Below are 20,523 nucleotides of genomic sequence, written 5' to 3' on the forward strand. Positions count from 1 at the left end.
GTGAGCGCGCCCTTGCTTCACCGCCGCCCGGTGGCATCCTGGATGCCCCGGGCGGCGGCGTTTCCGGCCCCATGCCAAGACGGCATTGGACGCCACCGTCCCCGGGCCCTTAAATGCGTCGATTGCCGCTTCGGAGGTCGCCATGTTCTCGCTTCGCACTCTCGTCCGCCGCTGGCGCCTGCTGGCGCCGCTGTGTCTCTCCACCCTGCTGGTGGGCTGTCTGGCCCTGCCCCAGACCGGCCTCTTCGCCTTCCGCCTGGCCATTACCTCCCTCGGCGTGGAGGAGGTGCAGATCGGTCCCTACCGGGTCCAGGCGGGCCTGGACACCAGCGATATCTCCAGCCTGATCGCCTCCAGCCTGGGCATGGGCAGCCTGCCGGTGCAGGCCACCCTGGCCATGGGCCTGGCCCTGCCCGCCGGCATGCCGGCGGTGGAAATGGCGGGCTTCCGCTGGGCCCTGGAGATGCCCGGCATCGAGCCGCTGAGCGGCAACTACCGGGACAGCGTCAGCCTCAGTGGTGGCGGCGAGGCGAGCCAGCTGCGCCTGCCCATCGGCTTCGACCTGCTGGCTGGCGACTCGCGGCTGGCACCCATGGTCGAGCTGGCCACCCAACTCGCCAGCCAGGGGGAGCTGCCCGCCGGCAGCGAGCTGGCGATCACCCCGGGGGACCTGCGCGGCCTGGGCATGACCCTGCCGGCGGGGCTCTGGACGCCCACCCTACGCTTCGCGGTGGGCGAGGATGGCGAGCTGACTCCCCGGGGATAATGCTGCCGGTCGACTCGGGGCTACCCCGTCGACAGGCCTGTTCGGGGCGCTGTGAACCCCTCCCTGGGCGCTACCGATGCCATCCCTGGCATAGAACCCCCTCCAGGCCTGTCCCCGGCGCCCCTTGTCTCGGCGGCGCTGACAGCTACTCCTCATAAAGGCGTCGGCCGCCGACCCACTGGTTGGCGAACTGCCAGGCGGCGCGGCCACTACGCCCGCCGCGCAGGGTGGCGTAGCGGATCGCCGCGGCCCGGGCCTCGCCGTTCCAGTCGCCGGCCTCGCCCAGCCGGGTCACCCAGTGGCGGCAGGTCTCCAGGTAGGTGTCCTGGTTGAAGGGGTGGAAGCCGAGCCACAGGCCGAAGCGGTCGGAGAGCGAGATCTTCTCCTCCACCGCATCGCCATGGTGGAGCTCCTCCCCCACCAGGTGGCTGGCCTCGTTGTCGCTCATCGACTCCGGCAGCAGGTGGCGACGGTTGGAGGTGGCATAGAGCAGCACGTTCTCCGGCGGCCCGGTGAGGGCGCCGTCCAGCACGCTCTTCAGCGCCTTGTAGGCGTCGTCGTGGCCCTCGAAGGAGAGGTCGTCGCAGTAGACCACGAAGCGCCGCGGCTCCCGGCGCAGTTGCTCCACCAGCAGCGGCAGGCCCGCCAGATCATGGCGTTCCACCTGAACCAGCCTCAGCCCCTCGCCGGCCAGGGAGTTGAGCAGGGCACGAATCAGCGACGACTTGCCGCTGCCCCGGGAGCCCCACAGCAGGGCATGGTTGGCCGGTAGCCCCCGCAGGAAGGCGCGGGTGTTGTCCACCAGGGCCAGCTTCTGGCGCTCGATCCCCAGCAGGTCGTCCAGACCCAGGGCATCCCGGGGCGGCACCGGCAGCAGTTGCCCCCCCAGGGCATGGCGCTGCCATAGCGCCGCCACGTCGCGGGACCAGTCCACCGCCTGGGGGGCCGGCGGCAGCCAGGGCTCGACCCGTGCCAGCAGCGCCAGCAACCGCTGGGTTAACTCCTCATTCATTGCTCCACTCCTGTGGTTGACCTGGGGTGACATCGGGGTATCTTGTGGCGAACCCCTGCCCCCGTCCAGGGTCTCACCCATGACGCCGGCATCGTGGAAGCGCCGGGGCGGCCCACGACACGATGAGGAAGAAGACGATGGGATGGATTCGCTACCTGACCGTTGGTGCGCTCTGCCTCGGGCTGACCGCCTGCGCCACCTCCCCCACCGGGCGCCAGCAGTTCACCCTCTACTCGGATGAGCAACTGGGCCAGATGGGCCAGCAGGCCTTCGATCAGTACCAGTCGGACCTGCCCCAGGCCGGCGGCGCCACCCAGCGCTACGCCCAGTGCGTGGCCGGGGCCCTGGTCGCCGCCCTGCCGGAGCGGGAGCGCCAGCAGCGCTGGCAGATCCGCGTCTTCGACGAGGCGTCGGTGAATGCCTTCGCCCTGCCCGGCGGCTATATGGGCGTGCACACCGGCCTGCTCGATGTGGCCAGCGACCAGCATCAGCTGGCCGCGGTGGTGGGCCACGAGATCGGTCATGTGCTGGCCCGGCATGCCAACGAACGGGCCTCGACCCAGTCCATGACCCAGTTGGGCCTGTCGGTGCTGCAGAGCTCCGCCGGTATCGAGAGCGAGCAGGTGCTGGGCCTGATGGGCGCCGGCGCCCAGTACGGCATCCTGCTGCCCTTCTCGCGCCGTCACGAGGGCGAGGCGGATATCATCGGCCTGGGGCTGATGGCGGACGCCGGCTTCGATCCCCGCGCCAGCCTCACCCTGTGGGAGAATATGCGTACCGCCTCCGGCGGCCAGCCGCCCGCCTGGCTCTCCACCCACCCCAGCCATGGCCAGCGCATGGCGGCCCTCCAGGCGGAAATGGGCAACGCCCTGGCCCGCTACGAGCGGGCCCGCCAGGCCGGCCGCACCCCCAACTGCCAAGCCCCCCGCTGACCCCTACGGAACCTCCATGCTACGACTCGGACTGCTACTGTTGATCTTCCCCTCCCTGGCCCTGATGGGCATCTATTTCTGGGAGCTCGGCCAGGTGCGCGAGTGCACCTTCGGCGGGGGCCACTGGGACTATCTGGAGGGGGTGTGTCGGGAGATGCCCCAGCCCTTCGCCTCCCTGCTGCAACGCCACCCGCTGCTGGTCAACGGCGGCATGCTGCTGTCGGTGCTGGGGGTGGGGCTATGTATGGTGGGGCTCTATACCAAGCGCCGCTAAGCGGAGTTATTGCAATTCGCACACTTTCAGCACGGAGGCCCGGGGCTACCCTGGGGACAGGCCTTCGCGGGGCGCTGTGAACCCCTCCCTGGGCGCTACTTTTGCCATCCCTGGCAAAAAACCCCCGCTCCGCCCTGCCCCCAGCGCCCCTCAGCCATTCTAAGCGTGCTGAAGCATCTTAGGGATTGGCGATAGCGATTCAGAGCGAGCGCCGCAGCTCGGCCAGCACCGGGGCGGTATCGGGGCGCTTGCCGCGCCACTGGAAGAAGGCCTCGGCGGCCTGCTCCACCAGCATGCCCAGGCCGTCGAGGGGGCGGGCACCCCGCTCGCTGGCCCAGCGCAGGAAGACGCTGGGCTCGGCGCCATACATCATGTCGTAGGCGGTGGCGCCCTCGGCGAAGAGGTCGTCGGGTAACGGCGGCAGCGCCCCCCCCAGGCTGGCGCTGGTGCCGTTGATCACCAGCTCGAAAGGCCCCGCGACGGCCTCGAAGCCGCCACCGCGGATCGGGCCCAGGTCGGCGAAGTCGCGGGCCAGGGCCTCGGCCTTGGCGGCGGTGCGATTGGCCACTTCGAGGCTCGCCGGCGCCTCGACCAGCAACGGCTCGAGTACCCCGCGCACCGCGCCGCCGGCCCCCAGCACCAGGATGCGGGCCCCGGCCAGGGTGATGCCATGGCGCTTGAGGTCACGCACCAGGCCGATGCCATCGGTGGTATCGCCATAGGTTTCACCCTTCTTGCCCAGCACCAGGGTATTCACCGCCCCGGCCCGCCGCGCCCGGCGGCTCAGGGTATCGCAGAGGCGGTGGGCCTGCTCCTTGAAGGGCACGGTGACATTGGCGCCGCGGCCGCCGGCGGCCACGAAGTCGCGCCAGGCGCCGGGGAAGTCGTCCAGGGGCGCCTCGATGGCGGTGTAGTCGATGTCTTCGCCGCACTGGGCGGCGAAGGCGGTGTGGATGGCCGGCGACCGGGAGTGGCCGATGGGATGGCCGAAGACGCAGTAACGATCGCTCATGCTTGCTTCTCCTCGGCGCCTGGCGCCTCGTCCAGCCACTCCCGGGGGCGCAGATAGTCCCGGTAGAGCGCCGCTTCCGGGCTGCCGGGTTCCGGCTCCCAGCCGTAGTCCCAGCGCGCCAGCGGCGGCATGGACATCAGGATCGACTCGGTGCGCCCGCCGCTCTGCAGGCCGAAGAGGGTGCCCCGGTCCCAGACCAGGTTGAACTCCACATAGCGTCCCCGGCGATAGAGCTGGAAGTCACGCTCCCGCTCGCCCCAGGGGGTCTGGCGGCGGCGCCGGGCGATGGGCAGGTAGGCCTCGAGGAAGGCGTCGCCCACGGCGCGCTGGAAGGCGAAGCTCTTGTCGAAGCCCCAGGCATTGAGGTCGTCGAAGAAGAGCCCGCCCACGCCGCGGGTCTCGCCGCGGTGCTTGAGGAAGAAGTAGTCGTCGCACCAGGCCTTGTAGCGGGGATAGACGTCGTCGCCGAAGGGGGCGCAGGCGTCCCGGGCCACCCGATGCCAGTGCAGCACGTCCTCATGCACCGGATAGTAGGGGGTCAGGTCGAAGCCGCCGCCGAACCACCACACCGGCGCCTCGCCCTCCTTCTCGGCGATAAAGAAGCGCACATTGCCATGGCTGGTGGGTACATGAGGATTCTCGGGGTGCAGCACCCAGGAGACCCCCACCGCATGGAAACCCCGCCCGGCGAGCTCCGGACGCGCCGCCGTGGCCGACGGCGGTAGTTGGGTGCCATGCACATGGGAGAAGTTGACGCCGCCCTTCTCGAACAGGGCGCCATTCTCGATCACCCGGGAGCGCCCGCCGCCACCCTCGTCGCGGGTCCAGGCATCCTCACGGAACTCGGCCCGGCCATCCTCCTCGGCCAGGCCCTGACACAGGCGATCCTGCAGTTCTCGCAGGTAGGTCTTGACGGCATCGAGATGGGCGTGAGCCACGGAGCCTCCGGTCGGTGATGGGCCGGGCGCCAGTGCCCGGCCTCGATGCATTGAGGTGACGAGAGCGATCAGCCGCGCAGCACGCGCCCGCTGACCAGGTCGCGAATGGTGCTGGGTTGGTCGAGCCCGCCCAGGGGGCCCTCCACCACAGCCGCCAGGGATTCGCCGAAGTAGTCCTGGACCTGCCCGGCACTCAGGGCGGGCGGCTCACCGGCGGGATTGGCGGAGGTGGAGACGATGGGACCACCGAAGGCGGCACATAGCTCGGCGACCAGGGGATGATCACTGACCCGTAGCGCCACGCTGCGGTGGCCGCCCCGCACCAGGGGGTGCGAGCGCCCGTTGTCCGGCACCAGCCAGGTATTGGGGCCGGGCCAGCTGGCCACCAGGGGCGCATGCAGGGCCGGGTCGAGGCCCTGCAGCCAGGGGCCGAACTGGGCGATATCGCCGGCGATCAGGATCATGCCCTTGGCCGGATCCCGCGCCTTGAGACGCAACAGGGCGGTCAGCGCCTGCTCGTTATCCGGATCACAGCCGAGCCCCCAGACCGCCTCGGTGGGGTAGGCGATCACGCCGCCGCTGCGCAGCGCCGCCACCCCCTGGGCCAGAGATTCACTGGAAACAAGCGCATCACCCATGGCGACCTCATTGCTCTCGCTGAAAAGGCAAAGTCTACCATGGCCCGCGCCTTACGGCAGGCGGATCCAGCCCCCGGAAGCCGCAGTCACACGCCCCTCCAGCTCCAGGCCCAACAGGCGCCGCTGGCACTCCGCCACCGATAGCCCGGTCAGCGCCACCAGGGCATCCAGGGGCGTGGGCACCTCGCTGAGCAGGGTCAGCAGCGGCTCCTCGGCGGGCGCCGCCGACTCGTCCGGGGGAAGCGGCGCGGCCAGGGCGCCTTCCCAGTGCCCCAGCTCTTCCAGCAGTTCCTCGGGGTGGGTCACCAGGGTGGCCCCCTGACGCAACAGCTGCAGACAGCCCCGGGCCTGGGCATTGTGCAGCGAGCCGGGCAGCACGAAGAGGTCACGCCCCTGCTCCAGGGCCAGGCGGGCACTGACCAGGGAGCCGCTGCGCTCGGCGGCCTCCACCACCAGCACGCCCCGGGAGAGGCCTGTGATGATGCGGTTGCGACGCGGAAAGTAGCCGGGATGGGGGCAGGTGCCGGGGGGATGCTCCGAGAGCAGCAGGCCGGCGTGGCGCAGCCGTTCATAGAGACCGCCGTGCTGGCGAGGGTAGATCACATCGATACCCGAGCCCAGCACCGCCAGGCTGGTGCCCCCCGCCTTCAGGGCCGCCGTCTGGGCCCGTCCATCGATGCCGAGCGCCATGCCGCTGACCACGCACCAGCCGCGCTCGGCCATGGCCCGCGCGAAGTGGGCCGCATTATGCAATCCATCCCGGGTCGGTCGACGGGACCCCACCATGGCCAGGCGGGGTGGGCCCAGGGCCGAGAGGTCGCCCCTGGCCCAGAGCAGCGGGGGCGGGTCGGGCAACTCATCGAGCAGGGCCGGCCAGGCCTCGTGGTCGGGGTGCAACAGGTGGTGATCCGGGGCCGCCGCCTCCCAGGCCACCAGGGCCTCCAGCTCGGCCTGGAAGGGACTGCGGGCGGGATGCTCGAGCCACAGGCGCAGGGCCAGGCCGGGGCCTGGGCCCGCAGGCGGGCCAGCTGCAGGGCGCCCATGCCCGGCAGCCGGCCCAGCAACCACCACTCCCTGGCGGTCATCATCGGCGTGACGTCCGTCAGGGCGCGCCGGCCAGCAGCTCGCTGCGGTCGGGATGGTAGACCCGATCCCCCACCGCCAGGGTGCGGGTGGCCTGCATCACCAGGGCATAGCTAACCTTCTCGAAGGTCCGGAACACCATCACCAGGCCGGCCTCCTCGCCGGGCAACTGGATCAGCTCGTTGGTAGTCGGGTCGGTGACCAGCTCGCCCTGCTGCTCGACCCGCAGCACATGGCCCGCCTGGATGCCGTCGCGACGCCCCAGGTCCAGGGCCACCACCTGCAGGCGGCCGATGAAACGCACCCCGCCGGGCACCGCCAGGATATGCCCGCTGATGGCGCTGTCCGGGGCCCGGGGCAGGAACTGGCCGGCCCACTCCCGCTCCTCCACCGGCAGGATCAGGTCGCCATTGCGCACCTCGAAATTGGACTCGGTGATCTCCAGACGGCTGATATCACCGTCGCGGCGCAACCAGAGGGCGCGGCCCACGCTGATCAGCTCGATACCCAGCAACTCGCCGCTCTCGAGGTCCTGGTAGCGATCCCCCAGGCGATAGATACCCAGGCGCCCCTCGCTGGGCAAGTCGCCACGCACATAGATGGCATCACCGGCGCCGCTGACCAGGCGTTGGTCGTCGCCACCCACCACATAGGCCAGGTTGTCGAGGCGCTCGGCATCGTCCACCACCCGATGGCGGCGCAGGAAGTTCTCCACCACCTCCAGGGGCAGGGGCGCGATCGCCTCCCGATGGGGCACCCGACGCACCTCCGGCGAGAGCCGCACCACCCCCTGGCCGCGCTCCATGCGCAGGCAGGGCCGACCGTTGCAGTCCTCGAGGTAGATGATGTCACCGGGATAGATCAGGTGGGGGTTGCGAATCTGCGGGTTGACCTGCCAGATCTCCGGCCACTGCCAGGGATGGCGCAGGAAGCGCCCCGAGATATCCCAGAGGGTATCGCCGCGCACCACCGTATAGCGCTCCGGGGCATCGGCCCGGAGCCCGGCATAACTCAGGGCCTGCGCCTGAGCCGAGGCGCTCCCCAACATCACCAGGGTCAGGACGATCAGCGCCCCGGCCCACCGAACTCTCGATAGTCGTTTCATCCCTTGGCACCCCCAGCGCTGCCGGCCCCGATGGGCACCGGCCCGGTTGATTCCCCGCCTTATCATGTAGCGTTTCGTAAATCAGTGTAATCCCCGCGGCCCGCCCCCGCCTCCCGGGATCCACGATAGTGGCTGACTATTGTGCCTATGGCGGGTCACGAGGTTCCGTTGCCGTCGCCGTCCCTCTACAATATGGAAAGAAACCCGCCCCCCCGCACAACGATGATTTCAACGCCATGGCCAAGTTACCCATCCTCGAATTCCCCGACGAGCGTCTGCGCACCAAGGCGGCCCCGGTCGACACCGTCGATGACGCCGTTCGCCGGCTGGTCGATGACATGTTCGAGACCATGTACGCCGCCCGCGGCATCGGCCTGGCGGCGACCCAGGTGGACGAGCACCATCGCGTCATCGTGATGGATGTCAGCGACGACCAGAGCCAGCCCCTGGTGTTGATCAACCCCGAGTACACCCCCATCGGCGAGGAGCGCCAGCCGATGCAGGAGGGCTGCCTCTCGGTGCCCGAATACTATGCCGAGGTGTCCCGGGCCCTGAGGGTCCATCTCAAGGCCCTGGATCGCGACGGCAAGCCCTATGAGCTGGAGGCCGACGGTCTGCTGGCCCATTGCATCCAGCACGAGCATGACCACCTCGAGGGCGTGCTCTTCGTCGACTACCTCTCGCCGCTGAAGCGCGAGCGGGTGATGAAGAAGATGCAGAAGCGCCATAAGCTACTGCAGGAGGCCTAAGCCTCCTCCAACGCCATAAGACCTGTTTCCTAGGGCTATCACAGTTGAAATAGCTGAGGGGCGCTGGGGGCGGGTCGGAGCAAAGCGTCTTTTTCAGGGACGAAAAAGTCGAGCGCCCAGGGACGGGTTCACAGCGTCTTTGCGAAGCACCTGCCCCCAGGGTAGCCCCGAGCCACCAACGGTTGCCGCCCCCGGCCTTCGTCGTTAAGGGCCGCCTTGCGCTATCATGTCGCCTACCCTGTCAGAACCGACGACCCAGCAAGGCCATCCTGCATGACTCGACCCCTTCGCGTGATCTTCGCCGGCACCCCGGACTTCGCCGCCTCCAGCCTCCAGGCGCTGCTCGACAGTCCCCACCGGGTCATCGCCGTTTATACCCAGCCCGATCGTCCCGCCGGCCGCGGCCGCAAGCTGACCCTCAGCCCGGTCAAGGCCCTCGCCCAGCAGCACGAGCTGCCGGTCTACCAGCCCCAGAGCCTGAAGTCCGCCGAGGCCCAGGCCGATCTGGCGGCGCTCGAGGCGGATATCATGGTGGTGGTGGCCTACGGCCTGCTGCTGCCCCAGGCGGTGCTGGATATCCCGCCTCTGGGCTGCCTCAATGTGCACGCCTCCCTGCTGCCCCGCTGGCGCGGTGCCGCCCCCATCCAACGCGCCATCGAGGCCGGCGACACTGAGAGCGGGGTGACCATCATGCAGATGGACGCTGGCCTGGATACCGGTCCCATGCTGCTGACCCGCACCACCCCCATCACCGACACCACCACCGGCGGCGAGCTCCACGACCGCCTGGCGGCGCTGGGTGGCGAGGCGATCGTCGAGGCCCTGGATCGGCTCGCCGCCGACGGCCTGACGGCCACTCCCCAGCCGGAGGCCGGCATCACCTATGCCGCCAAGCTCTCCAAGGCGGAGGCGGAGCTCGACTTCCGCCGCCCTGCCGCCGAGCTGGCCGCCCGGGTGCGCGCCTTCAACCCCTGGCCGGTGACCTGGACCCGCCTCGACGGCGCGCCGCTGCGGGTCTGGCTGGCGGCCCCCGGCGAGCGAGACGCCGCGGACCCGGAGGCGGCTCCCGGCACCCTGCTCCCTGCGGGGCGGGATGCCCTGCGTATCGCCTGCGGCGCCGATGGCCGGGAGGTACTGATGGTGAGTCGCGCCCAGTTGCCCGGCGGCAAGCCGCTGGCCGCCCGGGAGCTGCTCAACGCCGGCCAGGCCCGCTTCACTCCGGGCAGCCGTCTGGGTGAGACCCCCACGGAGGCGCCCCGATGAACGATCGTCGTCCCCCCAATGGCCAGGAGGTGCGCGCCGCCGCGGCGCGCAATCTGGTGCCGGTGATCACCGCCAAGGGCTCCTTGGCGAACCTCGACGAAGGCCAGGTAGGCAGTCGCGACCGGGGCCTGCTGCGCGAGCTCTGCTATGGGGTCTGCCGCACCCAACCGCGCCTGGAGGCCCTGGCGTCACGGCTGCTCAAGCACCCCTTCAAGCGCCGCGATGCCGATATCCAGGCCCTGCTGCTGGTGGGCATCTACCAGTTGCTGTATCTGCGCGTGCCGGCCCACGCCGCCGTGGGCGAAACCTCCGGTGCCGCCCGCCTGCTCGGCAAGGAATGGGCCACCCGGGTGCTCAACGGCTGCCTGCGCCGCCTGCAGCGGGAGGCCCCCAGACTACAGGACGAGGTGGACAAGGATCCCTGCGTGGCCCTGATGCACCCGGCCTGGCTGCTCAAGGCCCTGCGCCAGGCCTGGCCCGATGACTGGCGCGCCATCGCCACGGCCAACAATGTGCCCGGGCCCATGACGCTGCGTATCAACCGCCGTTACGGCGACCGGGAGGCCTACCTGGCGCGCCTCTATGAGGTGCATCAGCCGGCCCGTCTCTGCCTGCACTCCCCGGATGGCCTGACCCTGGAGGCGCCCTGCGATGTCTACCAGTTGCCCGGCTTCGCCGAGGGCCATGTCAGCGTCCAGGACGAGGCCGCCCAGCTCGCCGCCGAGCTGCTGGGCCCGGTGCTGGCGCCTCGCCCCGGGGCCCGGGTGCTGGACGCCTGCTGCGCCCCCGGCGGCAAGGCCGCCCACCTGCTGGAGGTCTTCGACCTGGCCCTGACCGGCATCGACAGCGACGCCAAGCGACTCTCCCGGGTCGAGTCGACCCTGGAACGCCTCAAGCTGGATGCCACCCTGCGGCATGCCGATGCCGCCGAGGACGACTGGTGGGATGGCACCCCCTTCGATGCCATCCTGCTGGATGCCCCCTGCTCGGGCAGCGGCGTGATCCGCCGCCACCCGGATATCAAGGCCCTGCGCCGCCCCGAGGATATCCCCCAACTGGCCCAGCTCCAGGCCCGGCTGCTGGATGCCCTGTGGGCCAAGCTGGCCCCCGGTGGCACCCTGCTCTATGCCACCTGTTCGGTGCTCCCCGAGGAGAATGCCGACCAGATCCAGGCCTTCCTGGCCCGCACCCCGAATGTCGAGGTCACCACCCCCACCGATGTGGCCTGGGGGCGTCCCGCCGGCGCCGGCCGCCAGCTGTTGCCCGAGGAGGAGAGCCACGACGGTTTCTTCTATGCCCGGCTACGCAAGGCCATGGCCGTCGCCTGATGCCTCCCGGAGAAGAGCCGCAGAGCCACGACGGTTTCTTCTATGCCCGGCGATACAAGGGCCACGCAAGGCCATGACCGTCGCCTGACGCCTCTCGGAGAAGAGATGGAGAGCCACGAGAGCTTCTTCTACGCTCGGCGACACAAGGGCAAGGCCTCCGCCTGACGCCCCTCGGTGAAGAATCAGCGTTTACCGGCCCCCGCCGCCTTCCCCCCTATACTGCCAGGAACCCCCGCCGTCAGGCGGGGCCCTTTTTCCATCGGTACGGGAGGCACCATGTCCCACGTCTACAAGCATATCGAGCTCACCGGCTCCTCCACCGAGGGCATCGAGGACGCCATCCAACAGGCCCTGAGCCGGGCCCACCGCACCCTCCACGACATGCGCTGGTTCGAGGTGACCGACACCCGGGGGCATATCGAAGATGGCAAGGTCGGCCACTGGCAGGTCACCATCAAGGTGGGTTTCACCCTGGAAGAGTGACCCCCGTTGTCCGGTGGTTTATGCTAGCCGGCGCCTTTCGGGCCGCCACCGTCTCCCCCCTCGAGTCGGCGGCGGTTCGGATCATCAGCGGACGGAATCCCTGTCATGAAGATCATCATTCTCGGCGCCGGCCAGGTCGGCGGTACCCTGGCCGAACACCTGGCCCATGAGGAGAACGACATCACGGTGGTGGACACCGACGGCGAGCGGCTGCGCGAGCTGCACAACCGCCTGGATATCCGCACCGTCAGCGGCCCCGCCTCCTACCCCATGGTACTGCGCCAGGCCGGCTGCGAGGATGCCGACATGCTGATCGCGGTGACCAGCCAGGACGAGGTCAACATGATCGCCTGCCAGGTCGCCCATACCCTGTTCCGCACCCCCACCAAGATCGCCCGGGTCCGCGCCACCGCCTACCTGACCCGCAAGGGCCTGTTCGCCCACGAGGCGGTGCCCATCGACGTGCTGATCAGCCCCGAGCAGGTGGTCACCGACCATATCCGCCGCCTGATCGAGTACCCCGGCGCCCTGCAGGTGCTGGAGTTCGCCGGCGGCCAGGTGCAGCTGGTGGCGGTGGAGGCCTTCTATGGCGGACCCCTGGTGGGCCAGGACCTGGGTTTCCTGCGCCGCCATATGCCCAGCGTGGATACCCGGGTGGCGGCCATCTACCGCCGCAACCGGCCGATCATCCCGCGCGGCGACACCGTGATCGAGGCCGACGACGAGGTGTTCTTTATCGCCGCGCGTCGCGATATCCGCGCGGTGATGAGCGAGCTGCGCCGGGTCGAGCGGGACTTCCGCCGGGTGGTGATCGCCGGCGGCGGCAATATCGGCGAGCGCCTCGCCGAGATGCTCGAACACAGCCATCAGGTGAAGATCATCGAGCACAGCCTGGAGCGCTGCACCACCCTCTCCGAGCGCCTCGACCGCACCGTGGTGCTCCACGGCAGCGCCACCAGCAAGCGCCTGCTGCTGGAGGAGAACATCGAGGACTGCGATATCTTCTGCGCCCTGACCAACGACGACGAGGTCAATATCATGTCGTCGATGCTGGCCAAGCGCCTCGGCGCCCGGCGGGTGCTGACGCTGATCAACAACGCCGCCTACGTCGACCTGGTGCAGGGCGGCGAGATCGATATCGCCATCTCCCCCCAGCAGGCCACCATCGGCAGCCTGCTGACCCATGTGCGGCGCGGCGATATCGTCAATGTCCACTCCCTGCGCCGCGGCGCCGCCGAGGCCATCGAGGCGATCGCCCACGGCGATGCCCGCTCCTCCCGGGTGGTGGGCCGCGCCATCGGCGACATCGACCTGCCGAGCGGCACCACCATCGGCGCCATCGTGCGCGGCAAGGAGGTGCTGATCGCCCACGACGACGTGGTGGTGGAGTCCGGCGACCACGTGATCCTGTTCGTGATCGACAAGCGCCGCATCCGCGACGTGGAGCGCCTCTTCCAGGTCGGGCTGACCTTCTTCTGATGAACCGGGTGGTTTCCCTAAGGACAGCGGCACCATGAGTCTACGCATGATCCTGCGCATCCTGGGGCTGCTGCTGATGCAGTTCAGCCTGACCATGGTGCCCCCGATCCTCATCTCGCTGCTGTTCCTCGATGGGGTCTGGAGTGCCTTCACCATCGCCCTGGGCATCACCGCGGCCACCGGCGCCCTGATCTTCTGGCCCAACCGCCATGCCCGCAAGGAGCTGCGCACCCGGGACGGCTTCCTGATCGCCGCACTGTTCTGGACGGTGCTGGCCAGCTTCGGCGCCCTGCCGCTGATGCTCGACGGCGTGCATGCCCTGTCGGTGACCGATGCCTTCTTCGAGTCCTTCTCCGGCCTGACCACCACCGGCGCCACCGTGATCACCGGCATCGATAGCCTGCCCGAGTCGGTGCGCTATTACCGCCAGCAGCTGCAGTGGCTGGGCGGCATGGGGATCGTGGTGCTGGCGGTGGCCATCCTGCCGACCCTGGGCGTCGGCGGCATGGCCCTCTACCGCACCGAGATCCCGGGGCCGCTGAAGGACTCCAAGCTCACCCCGCGGATCACCGAGACCGCCAAGGCACTGTGGTATATCTACGCCTCCCTGACCCTGACCTGTATCCTCGCCTACTGGGCGGCGGGCATGCACTGGTTCGATGCCCTGGGGCATGGCTTCTCCACCGTGGCCCTGGGCGGCTTCTCCACCTACGATGCCAGCATCGGGCATTTCGGCAGCGCCACCATCGAGCTGATCTGCGTGGGCTTCATGATCGTCTCGGCGATGAGTTTCAGCCTGCACTTCGTCGCCTGGCGGGAGAAGCGCCTGAGTCACTACCTGCGCGACCCGGAGGCGAACTTCCTGCTGCTCTTCCTGGGCGGCCTGGCCCTGGTCACGGTGGGCGCCCTCTGGGCCACCGCCACCTACGACGATAGCCTGGGGCTGCGCCACGGCCTCTTCCAGGTGGTCTCGGTGGCCACCACCGCCGGCTTCGGCGTCGCCGACTTCTCCGCCTGGCCCGGGGCCCTACCCTTCCTGCTGTTTATGGCCGCCTTCGTGGGCGGCTGCTCCGGCTCCACCGGCGGCGGCATGAAGGTGATCCGCATCATCCTGATCCTCAAGCAGGGCATGCGCGAGATCATGCGCCTGATCCATCCCAATGCGGTGATCGCGGTCAAGGTGGGCAAGCATAGCGTGCCGGATGGCATCGCCCAGGCGGTATGGGGCTTCTTCTCGGTCTATGTGATGCTCTTCTTCCTGATGCTGGTGGGGGTGATGGCCACCGGCGTCGATCAGGTCACCGCCTGGTCCACCGTGGCCTCGGCCCTGAACAATCTGGGCCCGGCCCTGGGCGAGGCCAGTGCCAATTACGGCGACCTGCCCGACCTGGCCAAATGGATCCTGGTCATGGCCATGCTGCTGGGGCGCCTGGAGATCTTTACCGTGCTGGTGCTCTTTACCGCGGCCTTCTGGCGGCGCTAAATCTCCCAAGGTGGAGAGTTGCCGCTGGGGGGTAGGAGCCAAGGGTTTGCGCCCACTACCCGGCTTTATGGATAATCGCCCCATCACTCCCAGATTCCGAGCCTCCATGACCGACTCCCAGGACATCACCGCCGCCGAGCCCTCCCAAGCGGGAACCGTGACGGCGGGACCGCGCCAGGTGCTGCAGGTGGGCGAGACCCGCTATACCCTGCTGGGTACCGCCCATGTCTCGGCCCAGAGCGCGGCCGAGGTGCGCCAGTTGATTCGCTCCGGCGACTTCGATGCGGTGGCCATCGAGCTCTGCCCCTCCCGTCACCATAGCCTGGTGGAGCCGGATGCCATGGCCGACCAGGACCTCTTCCAGGTGTTTCGCCAGGGCAAGGCGGGCATGGTGGCCGCCAGCCTGGCGCTGGGCGCCTTCCAGCAGCGCCTCGCCGAGCAGTCCGGTATCGAGCCCGGTGCCGAGATGCGCGCCGCCCTGGAGGAGAGCGAGGCGGCGAAGCTGCCGCTGCTGCTGATCGACCGGGACGTGGGCATTACCCTCAAGCGTATCTACACCAATGTGCCCTGGTGGCAGCGCATGGGGCTGATCAGCGGCCTGCTGGGCAGCGTCATCTCCCGTCAGGAGGTCTCGGCGGCGGAGATCGAGCGACTCAAGGAGGGCGACGTCCTGGAGTCCACCTTCAGCGAATTCGCCGAGCAGTCAGAGGCCCTCTATACCCCGCTGATCCGCGAACGGGACCGCTACATGGCGCTGCGCCTGGCGGAGGAGAATCCCGGTCGCTACCGGCATGTGCTGGTGGTGATCGGCGCCGGCCACCTCAAGGGCCTCGGCGAGCATCTCTCGGCGCCACTGCCCCAGGCCCCCGGCGTGGAGCGCGAGGCCCTGGAGCATACCCCACCCCGCTCGAAGCTCTGGAAGCGGCTGCCCTGGCTCATCACCGCCCTGGTGCTGACCGGCTTCGCCATCGGCTTCTCCCGGGACACCGGCCTGGGCCTGCAGCTGGTGGGCGAGTGGTTCCTGATCAACGGCGTGCTCTCGGCGCTGGGCACCGCCATCGCCCTGGGCCACCCGGTCACCATCGCCGCGACCTTTTTCGCCGCCCCGCTGACCTCGCTCAACCCCACCATCGGCGCCGGCTTCGTGGCCGCCGGGGTGGAGCTGGCCATGCGCAAGCCCAAGGTGCGCGACTTCGCCACCCTGCGCCACGACGTGGCCAGCGTGAAGGGGTGGTGGCGCAACCGGGTCTCGCGCACCCTGCTGGTATTCATGCTGGCCACCATCGGCTCCGCCGCGGGGACCTGGGTGGCGGGGCTACGGATCGCCGGGGCGCTATTCGGCAGCGGGGCTTAACCCCCTCTGATTCCTATGCCTCGATACCACGTCGCGCCAGTAGGCGCGTCATGGCCGGCGTCGGCGTTTCGAGTTTCTCGAAGCCACGGCTGGCGGCATAGCTGTCGTTGAAGACCTGGAAGTAGTCGTCGAGGGTGTCCGCGGCGTTACCGTCGCCGCCCAGGCGAAGCAGCTCGGCGGCCACCTCGGCGGTGCACAGGTGGGCCTCGGAGGCGGGCTTGCGCAGCCGGTAGCGGGTCAGGCGCTCGGTGCGCAGCGGCAGCACCGGCAGCGCCTCCAGGTAGGGGCTCTTGCGGAAGATACGCCGCGCCTGGCGCCAGGTGCCGTCGAGGATCACATAGACCGGAATCCGCGCCTCGGCCCTGGCCGCCGCCACCGCCTCCATGCCCACCACCCGGTGGGCATAATCGGGCTGGTCGTCGGGGAAGATCACGAAGGGGGCGTAGCGCTCGTCCGCCAGCAGCGCCAGCAGGTGCTCGTCCGGGGCGGTGCGATACCAGGTGAAGACCTCGGTGCTGCCCAGCACGTCGCGGATCAGGCGACCGGTATTGGTGGGCTTGTGATGCTCCAGGGGATGGGTCAGTAGCCATACCCGGGCCACGCTCTCGGCCTCGACCCGGTAGGGGCAGAGGCAGTTGAGGGCCGGCAGGTTGCAGCCCGCGCAGCGCTCCACGAAACTGCCCCGAGCCTTGAACTCCCGACGCGGCGGGCGCGGATGGCCGGTGGCGGGATCGCGCGACTCGGGCTCGGGGGAAGGGGCGTGCTGCGACATGCGGGTCCACCTGGAGGGAAGGGGCCGGCATTTTAACACCGGGCCCGGCCCGGATCATCTGGCGGTCACCGCCTCCGGCTTCCATGGCCGCCCTTCCTGCGTCCAATGCCTGACCCACGCCCCCCGTAGAGAACCCAGCCTGCCCGGCTCCCGCGTCGAGGACGAGTCGCGCTACCGGGCCACCGTTACCGCGTCGCCATCACTCACCGGACGGCGCTTCCAGTAGCCGGCCAATAGCGAGCCTGAGACGTTGTGCCACACCGAGAACAGCGCACCGGGCAGCGCCGCGGTGGCGGTGAAGAACTGGTTGGCCAGGGCCACCGCCAGACCGGAGTTCTGCATGCCGACCTCGATGGCCACGGTACGCGCGGTGCGCTCATCGAAGCCGCACAGCCGCCCGATCCAGTAGCCGCCGGCCAGCCCCAGCCCATTGTGGGCAATCACCGCCAGTGCCACCAGCGGCCCCAGGGTCGCCAGGCGTCCGGCGTTGAGCGCCACCACGATGGCGATGATCACCACGATGGCGGCCATTGCCAGCGTCGCCAGGGCCGACTCGATGCGGGAAATCTGCGTGCCCAGGAAGTGGTGCACGACCACGCCGGCAGCGATGGGGGCGAGCACCAGTTGGGCGATACTGCCCAGCATGCCCCACACTGGCACTTCCACTGCCTGGCCGACCAGCAGCCAGGCGATCAATGGGGTCAGAATCACCGAGGCCAGGGTCGAGACCAGGGTCATCGATACCGACAGCGCCACCCGGCCCCCCGCCAGCCAGGTCATGACGTTGGAGGCCGTGCCTCCGGCGGTGGCCCCCACCAGTACCATTCCCGTCGTCAATTCCGCCCCGAGTCCCAGCGACACAGAGACGAGCAATGCCACCAGGGGCATGATCAGGAACTGTAGAACCACGCCCACCACCACCGGCAATGGAGCGCGCACCACGCCAAGGAAGTCGCCCTTGGACAGGGTCAGCCCCATGCAGAACATGATCAATGCCAGCAGCAGCTGTATCTGCCCGGCGAGACCGGTGAACAGATTCGGCTGCAACATGGCGACGAGAGCGAAAAGGATCGCCCACACGGGAAACAGGCGGTTCAAGCGTTCGAAGATCGACATGAGGTGTCCTTACCGGGTCGTGAGTGTCCGCTGATGCAATTTTGAAGCCGAGTAAAACGTATTTATGGTTCTTGTGACGGGCTCGCCGCGTTTGAGAAATAGTGCTTTCGAGCCGACGGCCGACGCCATTATGCCCCAACACTTGCGCAGGGAAAGCGCCAGGCCCGGTAGGTACTCAGAACGTATCAAGCACGAGCCGTGCCTAAGCCTCCCCCAGCAACGTCTCCGGCATCCAGAGTCGTCCTTCTCGCTGCCAGTGCCGGACCAGGGCCGGCACGCCCTGACCGGCGGGCCGACTGAGTCGCACCACGCCGGGGGGCGCCAGCTGGTGGGCCTCGGGATCCACCAGGATCGCCTCGGCGTCCAGCGGCGCCTGGTGCAGCAGGGAGGCCGCCGGCATCACCGCCAGCGAGGTGCCCACCACCAGCAGCAGGTCCGCCTCGGCGACGATCTCCTGGGCCTCGACATAGCGGGGCACCGGCTCGCCGAACCACACCACATCGGGGCGTAGCTGGCTGCCCAGGTCGCAGAGATCGCCCAGGCGAATGCCGCCGCGACGCAGCGGATAGCGCATGGTCGGGTTGGCGGTGGAGCGGGCCTGGAGGATCTCCCCGTGCAGATGCAGGACATGGCGGGAGCCGGCCCGCTCGTGGAGGTCGTCGATATTCTGGGTGATGATGCTGACCCGGAAGCCCCGCTTCTCCAGGGCCGCCAGGGCCTTGTGGGCGGCATTGGGGCGCGCCCGGCGCACCTGGTCGCGGCGGGCATCGTAGAAGCGCAGCACCCGCTCGGGATCCCGGGCCCAGGCCTCGGGGGTGGCCACCGCCTCCACCGGGTGGTTCTCCCAGAGGCCGTCGCTGGCACGAAAGGTGGCGATACCGCTCTCGGCGCTGATGCCGGCGCCGCTCAGCACCACCAGATGGGGGGACTCGCTCATGATGACTCGTCAGTGGGTCGGGGCAGCCGCTTCGACGAAGCGCTGCTTGTCACGATAGGGGGTGACGTCGATCACCTTGCCCGCGCGTATCGCCCGCTGCAGCCCTCGCCAGTAGTCGGGGTCGAAGAGCTCCGGATGCAATTCGGTGAAAAGCGCACGCAGGTCGGGGTTGGCGATCATGAAAGGGCCGAACTCCTCCGGGAAGATATCATCGGGTCCCACCGAGAACCAGGGCTCCGCGGAGAGGCCCTGCCCCGAGACATGGGCGCGGGGAAGATGGCGAAAGTGACACTCGGTGAGGTAGCAGATCTCGTCGTAGTCGTAGAAGACCACCCGCCCATGACGGGTCACCCCGAAGTTCTTCAGCAGCATATCCCCGGGGAAGATATTGGCCGCCGCCAGCTGCTTGATGGCATTGCCGTAGTCGTTGAGCACGGCGCGGGTCTCGGCCGCGTCGCAGCGCTCCAGGTAGAGGTTCAGTGGGGTCATCATCCGCTCGACATAGCAGTGCTTGATGATCACCTTGTCGTCGCGCAGCGAGACGGTGGAGGGGGCCACCTCCAGCAGGTGGTCGAGGCACTCGGAGTCGAAGTGGTCGCGGCGGGCGATAAAGTTGGAGAACTCCTGAGTATCCGCCATGCGCCCCACCCGGTCATGGCACTTGACCAACTGGTACTTGTCGCGAACGGCCTGATGGGTCACCTCCTTGGCCGGGTCGAAGCGATCCTTGATGATCTTGAAGACGGTGCGGTAGGAGGGCAGCACGAAGACCGCCATCACCATGCCACGCACCCCGGGGGCGATGACGAACTTGTCCTCGCGCCTGGCCACCTGTCGGTTGAGGCCACGGAAGAACTCGGTCTTGCCGTGCTTGTAGAAGCCGATGGCGGAGTAGAGCTCTCCCTCCGGCTTGTCCGGCATCAGCTCCTGGAGGAAGTCGACGCACTCGCCGGGCACCTGGGTATCCACCTGGAAATAGGCCCGGGTGAAGGAGAAGATGATCGAGACCTCCTCCGGCTCGATCAGCACCGTATCCAGGTGCAGCCCCTCGCTGGCCCCCGCCTCTTCGCCATAGCCCTCGCCGTGGAGGATCGGCAGCGCCAGGGGCAGTTGCTCGCCGCCGCCGCGCAGCCGCCCCACCAGGTAGGCCCCCTTGTTGCGATAGAAGACGCTCTCGAGCAGCTCCATCTCGGTATCCGCGGCGTCGCGCAACGCCGCGGGCAGATGGCCGGTGAGGAAGTCGGCGCCCAGGCGGCTGTCCCGTTCGAGATCATCGAAGGGGGTCTCCAGGCGCGCCTCCCCCAGGGCCCAATGGAGGGCGCCGACCCAGTCGCCCTCGACCCGCCGGGTACGGGTCAGGCAGATGCCCGAATGCCGGGGGGCGCTATCCCGGGAGCTATAGACGAACATCCAGTCATCGCGAATATGGCGGTGGTGAAAGACCGAGCAGAACAGGGAGTTGAAGAAGGTCTCCGCCAGTTCATAATCGAGGCGCTGATCGATCAGGTCGGCATAGTGAGCCTTGGCCTCCCGCCAGCACTCGCAGTGGGTCAGCACCTCGGCCTGAAAGGTACGCCGCAGCCGCCCCAGGGTCGCCGCCACCTTGTCGTCATAGAGGTTGATACGCGCCGCCGAGGCCTGCTGGGCCTCCCGCCAGGCGGCGTCCCGGAAACGCCGGCTGGCGTCCCGGGTGATGGCCCGGAAGCGGGTGCGGTATTCATCGAAGCCGTGGAGGATGGTGGCGGCGAGGCGATAGGCGGCGGAGAGTTTCATGGCGGACTCCTGGAGGCGACAACGGC

General features: G+C 68.8%; 20 protein-coding genes. 10 read left to right on the plus strand and 10 right to left on the minus strand.

All coding sequences use genetic code 11. The features are described from left to right. The first annotated feature begins 142 nt into the window (after positions 1-142). Positions 143-766 carry a hypothetical protein gene (locus ACZ5EF_RS16880; RefSeq protein ID WP_346061456.1) on the plus strand — a complete coding sequence of 208 codons (624 nt, stop codon included), beginning with the start codon at positions 143-145 and terminating at the stop codon, positions 764-766. 145 nt (positions 767-911) lie between these two features. Here ACZ5EF_RS16880 and ACZ5EF_RS16885 read toward each other — a convergent pair whose 3' ends face one another. Next, positions 912-1,778 (minus strand): ATP-binding protein, encoded by an 867-nt coding sequence (locus tag ACZ5EF_RS16885; protein WP_346061455.1) that lies wholly within the window; start codon positions 1,776-1,778, stop codon positions 912-914. 137 nt (positions 1,779-1,915) lie between these two features. On the opposite strand from ACZ5EF_RS16885, the gene ACZ5EF_RS16890 reads away from it, so the two are divergent. Both ACZ5EF_RS16890 and ACZ5EF_RS16895 read left to right on the plus strand, forming a co-directional pair. After that, a complete protein-coding gene (locus ACZ5EF_RS16890; RefSeq protein WP_346061454.1) occupies positions 1,916-2,710 on the plus strand; it encodes a M48 family metallopeptidase in 795 nt (264 codons plus the stop codon). A gap of 16 nt (positions 2,711-2,726) precedes the next feature. Further along, positions 2,727-2,984 (plus strand): hypothetical protein, encoded by a 258-nt coding sequence (locus ACZ5EF_RS16895; protein WP_346061453.1) that lies wholly within the window; start codon positions 2,727-2,729, stop codon positions 2,982-2,984. Between the two features lie 199 nt (positions 2,985-3,183). Here ACZ5EF_RS16895 and aroE read toward each other — a convergent pair whose 3' ends face one another. The 5 genes from aroE to ACZ5EF_RS16920 form a co-directional block, all read right to left on the minus strand. Continuing rightward, the gene (gene aroE, locus ACZ5EF_RS16900; protein WP_346061452.1) at positions 3,184-3,996 is read right to left on the minus strand and encodes a shikimate dehydrogenase; all 813 of its coding nucleotides are present in this window, start codon (positions 3,994-3,996) and stop codon (positions 3,184-3,186) included. Further along, positions 3,993-4,934: an oxygen-dependent coproporphyrinogen oxidase gene (gene hemF, locus ACZ5EF_RS16905; protein ID WP_346061451.1), complete on the minus strand. Its 942-nt coding sequence runs from the start codon at positions 4,932-4,934 to the stop codon at positions 3,993-3,995. Before hemF ends, aroE begins: the two co-directional genes overlap by 4 nt. A 68-nt stretch (positions 4,935-5,002) precedes the next feature. Continuing rightward, positions 5,003-5,572 carry an L-threonylcarbamoyladenylate synthase type 1 TsaC gene (tsaC, locus tag ACZ5EF_RS16910; protein WP_346061450.1) on the minus strand — a complete coding sequence of 190 codons (570 nt, stop codon included), beginning with the start codon at positions 5,570-5,572 and terminating at the stop codon, positions 5,003-5,005. Between the two features lie 51 nt (positions 5,573-5,623). Beyond that, positions 5,624-6,640 (minus strand): DNA-processing protein DprA, encoded by a 1,017-nt coding sequence (gene dprA / locus ACZ5EF_RS16915; RefSeq protein ID WP_346061449.1) that lies wholly within the window; start codon positions 6,638-6,640, stop codon positions 5,624-5,626. Between the two features lie 34 nt (positions 6,641-6,674). Beyond that, positions 6,675-7,760 (minus strand): LysM peptidoglycan-binding domain-containing protein, encoded by a 1,086-nt coding sequence (locus tag ACZ5EF_RS16920; RefSeq protein WP_346061448.1) that lies wholly within the window; start codon positions 7,758-7,760, stop codon positions 6,675-6,677. A gap of 236 nt (positions 7,761-7,996) precedes the next feature. Here ACZ5EF_RS16920 and def point away from each other — a divergent pair, with 236 nt between their 5' ends. The 7 genes from def to ACZ5EF_RS16955 all read left to right on the plus strand — a co-directional run bounded on the left by def (position 7,997) and on the right by ACZ5EF_RS16955 (position 15,899). Further along, positions 7,997-8,509: a peptide deformylase gene (def, locus tag ACZ5EF_RS16925; protein WP_346061447.1), complete on the plus strand. Its 513-nt coding sequence runs from the start codon at positions 7,997-7,999 to the stop codon at positions 8,507-8,509. Positions 8,510-8,782: 273 nt separating this feature from the next. Further along, on the plus strand, positions 8,783-9,772 hold the full coding sequence (fmt, locus tag ACZ5EF_RS16930) for a methionyl-tRNA formyltransferase (protein WP_346061446.1): 990 nt from the start codon (positions 8,783-8,785) through the stop codon (positions 9,770-9,772). Further along, positions 9,769-11,100: a 16S rRNA (cytosine(967)-C(5))-methyltransferase RsmB gene (gene rsmB / locus ACZ5EF_RS16935; RefSeq protein ID WP_346061445.1), complete on the plus strand. Its 1,332-nt coding sequence runs from the start codon at positions 9,769-9,771 to the stop codon at positions 11,098-11,100. The genes fmt and rsmB overlap by 4 nt, the downstream gene beginning before the upstream one ends. A 276-nt stretch (positions 11,101-11,376) precedes the next feature. Continuing rightward, positions 11,377-11,583, plus strand: coding sequence for a dodecin (locus ACZ5EF_RS16940; protein ID WP_346061444.1), 207 nt, complete (start codon positions 11,377-11,379; stop codon positions 11,581-11,583). 105 nt (positions 11,584-11,688) lie between these two features. Then, entirely contained in the window at positions 11,689-13,062 is a 1,374-nt protein-coding gene (trkA, locus tag ACZ5EF_RS16945) for a Trk system potassium transporter TrkA (protein ID WP_346061443.1), read from the plus strand. A 34-nt stretch (positions 13,063-13,096) separates the two neighbouring features. Further along, a complete protein-coding gene (locus ACZ5EF_RS16950) occupies positions 13,097-14,545 on the plus strand; it encodes a TrkH family potassium uptake protein (RefSeq protein WP_346061442.1) in 1,449 nt (482 codons plus the stop codon). A gap of 106 nt (positions 14,546-14,651) precedes the next feature. Beyond that, a complete protein-coding gene (locus tag ACZ5EF_RS16955; RefSeq protein WP_346061441.1) occupies positions 14,652-15,899 on the plus strand; it encodes a TraB/GumN family protein in 1,248 nt (415 codons plus the stop codon). A gap of 13 nt (positions 15,900-15,912) precedes the next feature. Here ACZ5EF_RS16955 and ACZ5EF_RS16960 read toward each other — a convergent pair whose 3' ends face one another. From ACZ5EF_RS16960 to aceK, 4 genes are all read right to left on the minus strand, one after another. Further along, positions 15,913-16,671 (minus strand): tRNA-uridine aminocarboxypropyltransferase, encoded by a 759-nt coding sequence (locus ACZ5EF_RS16960; protein WP_346061440.1) that lies wholly within the window; start codon positions 16,669-16,671, stop codon positions 15,913-15,915. A gap of 171 nt (positions 16,672-16,842) precedes the next feature. Next, entirely contained in the window at positions 16,843-17,787 is a 945-nt protein-coding gene (locus ACZ5EF_RS16965) for a bile acid:sodium symporter family protein (protein ID WP_346061439.1), read from the minus strand. A 202-nt stretch (positions 17,788-17,989) separates the two neighbouring features. Then, positions 17,990-18,724, minus strand: a complete 735-nt coding sequence (locus ACZ5EF_RS16970) for an SIR2 family NAD-dependent protein deacylase (protein WP_346061438.1) — start codon at positions 18,722-18,724, stop codon at positions 17,990-17,992. Between the two features lie 9 nt (positions 18,725-18,733). Further along, the gene (gene aceK / locus ACZ5EF_RS16975; protein ID WP_346061437.1) at positions 18,734-20,497 is read right to left on the minus strand and encodes a bifunctional isocitrate dehydrogenase kinase/phosphatase; all 1,764 of its coding nucleotides are present in this window, start codon (positions 20,495-20,497) and stop codon (positions 18,734-18,736) included. Positions 20,498-20,523: the final 26 nt, after the last annotated feature.

The sequence above is a fragment of the Bisbaumannia salifodinae genome (assembly GCF_055388505.1).